At 34.8% G+C, this 5967-nt stretch carries 3 protein-coding genes; all 3 read left to right on the top strand.

What is annotated here, in order from left to right; all coding sequences use genetic code 11:
* Positions 1–2990, top strand: a 2990-nt coding sequence (locus A3SG_RS0117090; protein WP_016991221.1) for an amidohydrolase family protein, incomplete at its 5' end; no start/stop codon positions are given.
* A gap of 43 nt (positions 2991–3033) precedes the next feature.
* A complete protein-coding gene (locus tag A3SG_RS0117085; protein WP_029596880.1) occupies positions 3034–4338 on the top strand; it encodes an amidohydrolase family protein in 1305 nt (434 codons plus the stop codon).
* 277 nt (positions 4339–4615) lie between these two features.
* Positions 4616–5929 carry an ammonium transporter gene (locus A3SG_RS0117080; RefSeq protein WP_016991219.1) on the top strand — a complete coding sequence of 438 codons (1314 nt, stop codon included), beginning with the start codon at positions 4616–4618 and terminating at the stop codon, positions 5927–5929.
* Positions 5930–5967: the final 38 nt, after the last annotated feature.

The following is a 5967-nucleotide window of genomic DNA, read 5'->3' as shown; positions in this document are numbered from 1 at the left end:
AAAGAATAGTTGCACTTATTTTTTTATTAATTTTTCTACCAAAAATTAATGCTCAGGAATATTTTCCTAATAACGAAGGGGTCCAAAATAGAAATAATAATTTCACTGCCTTTACCAATGCTAAAATTTTTGTAACTCCAACACAAATAATTGAAAAAGGAACTTTACTTATTCAGAATGGAAAAGTAATAGCAGCCGGAACCTCAGTAAACATTCCAAAAAACTCAATCACAGTCAATTTAGAAGGAAAATCTATTTATCCCTCGTTTATTGATATGTATACTAGTTTTGGAATGGATAAACCAAAGAAAACTGAAGGTTCACGCCAAAGCCAATCGTATGACACGAAAAGAGAAGGCTATTACTGGAATGAGCACATCCGTTCAGAAGTGAATGCTTATGATAATTTCAACTACGATCAACCCAAAGCTGAAGAGTTATTGAAAGCAGGATTTGGTGTAGTAGGCACGCATGTTCAAGATGGTATTGCCAGAGGTACGGGTTCATTGATTGCTTTGAACAACAGTGACAAAACAAATCGATTATTAACCACTAAAATTTCTAATCATTTTGGTTTTACCAGAAGCAGTACTTCAAATCAGTCGTATCCTAGTTCATTAATGGGAATGATGGCATTATTAAGACAAGTAAATCATGATTTGAAATGGTATAAAAACGGCAATTCTGAAAATAAAGATTTGTCATTAACAGCCTTATCAGACAATGAAAAGCTAATTCAAATATTTGCTTCTGAAGACAAACTAAATAGTTTGCGCGCCTCTAAGATAGCGAAGGAATTCGGTTTGAATTATATTATGAAGGGAATCGGAAATGAATTTGAAAGAATTGAAGAAATTAAGAAAACTAATGCTCAATTTATTATTCCAATAAATTTTCCTGACGCTTATAACGTGTCTGATCCCAATCAGGCCAACCAAATGGAATTGACAGATTTACGCTTTTGGAATCAAGCCCCTACCAATCTTAAAGTTTTAACAGAGAACGGCATCGTCTTTGCACTAACTACTGACAAGTTAAAAAAGACAGAAGATTTTAGAACAAACCTACTTAAAGCTATAAAGTATGGTTTCGATAAAACAAAAGCATTAGAAGCATTAACAACAGTGCCCGCTTCTCTATTAGGGAAAAGTAATGAAATTGGAAGTTTGAAAAACGGAACTTACGCCAACTTTATTATCACTTCAGGTGAGCTCTTTAACGAGGAAACCAAAATCTATGAAAACTGGGTTCAAGGTTCCAAGTATGTTGTAAATGACATCAATGTCAAAGACATTAGAGGGGAATATGATTTGACTATTGCCGATAAAAAATACACATGGAAAATTACCGGTGAATTAGAAGCTCCTAAATCTGAAATCAATACTACAGATTCTAAAAAGCTAAGCTCTAAACTTTCGGTTTCCAACAATTGGATTTCAAATGTGATAAAATCAACAGATTCAACACAAACGACATTTACTCGATTGGTAGGATATATAGAAGACGTTCAATCCCTTTCTGGGAAAGCAATTTTATTTAATGGTAACGAGGTGAAATGGTCAGCTAATAAAATAGCTCCATTTGTCAAACCTGTAGATTCACTGAAATTGCAAAAAAACAACTTAATACTGCCTACAACATATCCGAATGTAGCTTTTGGTAATACAAAGCAATTAACTGCAGAAACTTTGCTATTTAAAAATGCAACCGTTTGGACCAATGAGAAAGAAGGTATTCTTGAAGAAACAGACGTTTTAGTTAAGGATGGTAAAATATATGCTATTGGTAAAAATCTTTCTAATGCTTCTGCAACAATCATCGATGCAAAAGGAAAACATTTGACCAGTGGAATTATTGATGAACATTCTCATATCGCTATTTCTAATGGTGTAAACGAAGGTGGCCATAATTCAAGTGCTGAAGTTACCATACAAGATGTTGTTAATTCTGAGGATATTAATATTTATAGAGAACTTGCTGGAGGAGTTACTACTTCACAATTATTACATGGTTCTGCAAATCCTATTGGTGGGCAATCTGCAATTGTAAAATGGAAATGGGGACAAGCTCCAGATGAAATGCTTTATAAAAACCAACCAAAATTCATCAAATTTGCCTTAGGTGAAAATGTAAAACAATCCAACTGGGGAAATATAAATCCAACTCGTTTTCCTCAAACAAGAATGGGTGTTGAGCAAGTATTTACAGATTATTTTCAACGTGCCAAAGAATATGATTTAGCCTGGAAAAACTATAATTCGAAAAAAGGAAAAGGAAATGCCCCTAGAGTAGATTTAGATTTACAAACAGTAGCTGAAATACTCAACAAAGAGCGCTTTATTAGCTGTCATTCTTATGTTCAATCAGAAATACTAATGTTGATGAACGTTGCAGAAAAGTTTAATTTCAATGTCAATACTTTCACTCATATTCTTGAAGGCTATAAAGTAGCTGACAAAATGAAGGAACACGGTGTTGGTGCTTCCACTTTTTCAGACTGGTGGGCATACAAATTTGAGGTAAATGATGCAATTCCTTATAATGGACCTATAATGCATAATGCAGGATTAGTGGTAGCCTACAATTCTGACGATGCAGAAATGTCAAGAAGATTAAATCAAGAAGCAGCAAAAGCAGTAAAATATGGAGATATTTCTGAAGAAGAGGCTTGGAAGTTTGTCACTTTAAATCCTGCTAAATTATTGCATATTGATGACAAAGTAGGAAGTATTAAAGTGGGTAAAGATGCTGATATAGTGCTTTGGAACAATAATCCATTGTCTATCTATGCAAAAGCAGAGAAAACCATTATTGAAGGAATTGTTTACTACGACGTTCAAAAAGATCAGCAACAAAGAGTTGCAATTGCAAAAGAACGAAATGAGTTAATCGGTCAATTATTACAAGAAAAAAACAAAGGTGCAACTACGCAAGAACCAAAAAGAAAAGAGAAAGCAGAATACCATTGTGATAGTATAGAACTTGAATAAATTGACCATTATTAATCACAATTATCTAATAAATTCCAGACAAATGAATAAACACATATATATATTAGTAGTAGCATTAAGTTTATCACTATTTACAAATGCGCAACAAACACCTGCGCCAAAACAATCAAAATCAATATTGATTATGAATGCCAAAGCACATATTGGTAACGGACAAGTTATTGAAAATAGCGCTTTAGCTTTTAAAGATGGCAAAATCACCCTGATTGCAGATGCTACAGCAATTAGAATAGATAAAAGTGCTTATGATATGACTATTGACGCCAGTGGTCAAGAAGTTTATCCTGGTTTCATAGCACCAAATTCTACATTAGGACTAGTTGAAATTGATGCCATTAAATCATCAGACGATGAAAATGAAATCGGGCAGATAAATCCACATGTGAGAAGTATTATCGCCTACAACGCAGAGTCAAAAGTTATTGAAACGGTTAGACCTAATGGCGTTTTAATAGCCCAAATTACACCTCGTGGAGGTCGCATATCTGGCACATCATCTATAGTTCAATTGGATGCCTGGACTTGGGAAGATGCAATCATGAAAGAAAATGATGGGATTCACCTTAACTTTCCATCCAGTTATAAGAAAAGTGGCTCTTGGTTTGAGCCAGGAAGTATTGAAGAAAATAAAGAGTATAAAACTCAAATTGATGAAATACTTGCTTTTTTAGCAAATGCAAAAGCATATCAAGTAGGTAACGCAAAGGAAAGAAATTTAATTTTTGAAGCAACAAAAGGATTATTTGATGGCACTCAAACTTTATTCATCAATGCTAATGAAGAAAAACAAATTATCGATGCAGTTCAATTAGCTAAAAGTAATGGTATAAAGAAAATGGTGATTGTTGGTGGATATGAAGCATACAAGACTGCTGAATTACTACAAAAAAACAATGTAGGCGTACTTTTAAAAAGAGTGCATGATATGCCCGAACATGCAGATGACGATATAGATTTACCTTATAAAGCTGCAAAATTGTTAACTGACAAAGGCGTTTTAGTAGGGTTAGAAAATAGCGGTTCTCATGAAAGAATGAACACAAGAAACCTACCCTTTTTAGCAGGTACCTGCGCTGCCTATGGCTTAGACAAGGAGCAAGCTTTGCAATTAATCACTTCTAACACGGCTAAAATATTAGGAATAGATGCTCAATGTGGCACACTTGAAATAGGGAAAGATGCTACTTTATTCCTTTCAGCAGGTGATGCCTTAGACATGCGGACTAACAAAATATCGCATGCTTTTATTCAAGGTAGGATGATAAGCCTTGAAACTCATCAATCTGTATTGAATAAAAGATATAAAGAAAAATACAATCAAAAGTAGTTGTGGTATAGCGACTCCGTCTTCATTTCTTAAAGCAGACAATTTACATCAAAGTAAATTGTCTGCTTTTTTTTTGATTTAAATCGAAACGACAGAACTGAATATCATTTATTTTCGAATACTTTAGTTAATCCTTATTTTAGATAAGTAAATCAATCATACCCATAAAAAAAGAGGGCATAAAGTACTATAATAATAAAAACAAACAGAATAGCTTATCTGTTTATGGGGTACTTGAAATTATTTTATATTTTTGTCGAAATGTAAATCAAAAATAATGAGAAAAATCGTTTTAAGTATACTATTGATATCCCTTTTGGTAGTGACCTTATTTTCAACTTCAATTCTATCTGCACATCCGGATCCAGTTGAAGCCGTAACATTCGACACCGGAGATACCGCTTGGATGATAGTTGCTACGGCACTTGTTTTAATCATGACCCCTGGCTTAGGTTTCTTTTATGGTGGTATGGTCGGTAAAAAAAATGTGATCAGTACAATGTTACAAAGTTTCATGGCGATGATAATTGTAACGGTACTTTGGGTGGTCATTGGATTTGGCTTATCGTTTGGTCCATCAATTGGCGGTATTATCGGTAATCCTTTACCTAATTTATTCTTTCAAAATGTCGGTCCAAATACTGCTTGGTCTTTAGCCCCAAGTATACCCTTTCTCTTATTCGCTTTATTCCAAGCTAAATTCGCAATAATTACGCCTGCATTAATTACGGGAGCTTTTGCTGAACGCATTCGCTTTTGGGCCTATATGCTGTTCATGGTGCTATTTATTTTACTGATTTATACACCCTTATGTCACATGACTTGGCATCCAGAAGGACTGTTCTTTAAAATGGGAGTACTGGATTTTGCAGGAGGTACTGTAGTACATATGAGCGCTGGTTGGGCAGCATTAGCCGGAGCAATGTTTTTAGGAAAGAGAAAAACTCAAAAGTCGAATCCTGCACGTATTACTTATGTATTACTGGGAACTGGTTTATTATGGTTTGGATGGTTTGGTTTCAATGCGGGTTCTGCTTTAGGAGCAAATGGAATAGCTGTACAGGCACTCGGGACAACAACTGTAGCCGCTGCAGCTGCCGGCATGGCTTGGGTGTTTTTAGATAAAATTCTAGGTCACAAACTTTCAGCAATGGGAGCTTGTATTGGTACCGTAGTAGGATTAGTGGCAATAACTCCTGCGGCGGGATTCGTTAGTATGCCACATGCTATATTCATTGGTATATTTAGTAGCATAGTTAGTAACCTTGTAGTAGGTTCTTTTCCAAAAGGTAAAGTTGATGATGCTTTAGATGTATTTGCTTGCCATGGTGTTGGTGGTATGACGGGTATGTTATTAACCGGAGTTTTTGCTTCTAAAACTGTAAATTCAGCAGTTACGGATCAGGGACTTATATTTGGTGAAACTACCTTATTTGTAAATCAACTAACAGCAATGGTCATTGTATCGATATTTGCTTTTTCAGCATCTTATTTCTTGTTCTTTGTCGTTAATAAGATCACACCACTGAGAGTCAGTGAAGATAAAGAAGAGTTAGGTTTAGACATCTCTCAGCACGGAGAGTTTTTATAAAAAACTTGTAGTAGGGTAAACCTAACTCTAAAAAANAC

It is taken from the genome of Flavobacterium sp. ACAM 123 (genome assembly GCF_000264055.1).
Lineage (GTDB): Bacteria > Bacteroidota > Bacteroidia > Flavobacteriales > Flavobacteriaceae > Flavobacterium.
Note: the sequence above shows the minus strand (reverse complement) of the source record. Positions and strands in the feature narration are given on the sequence as shown.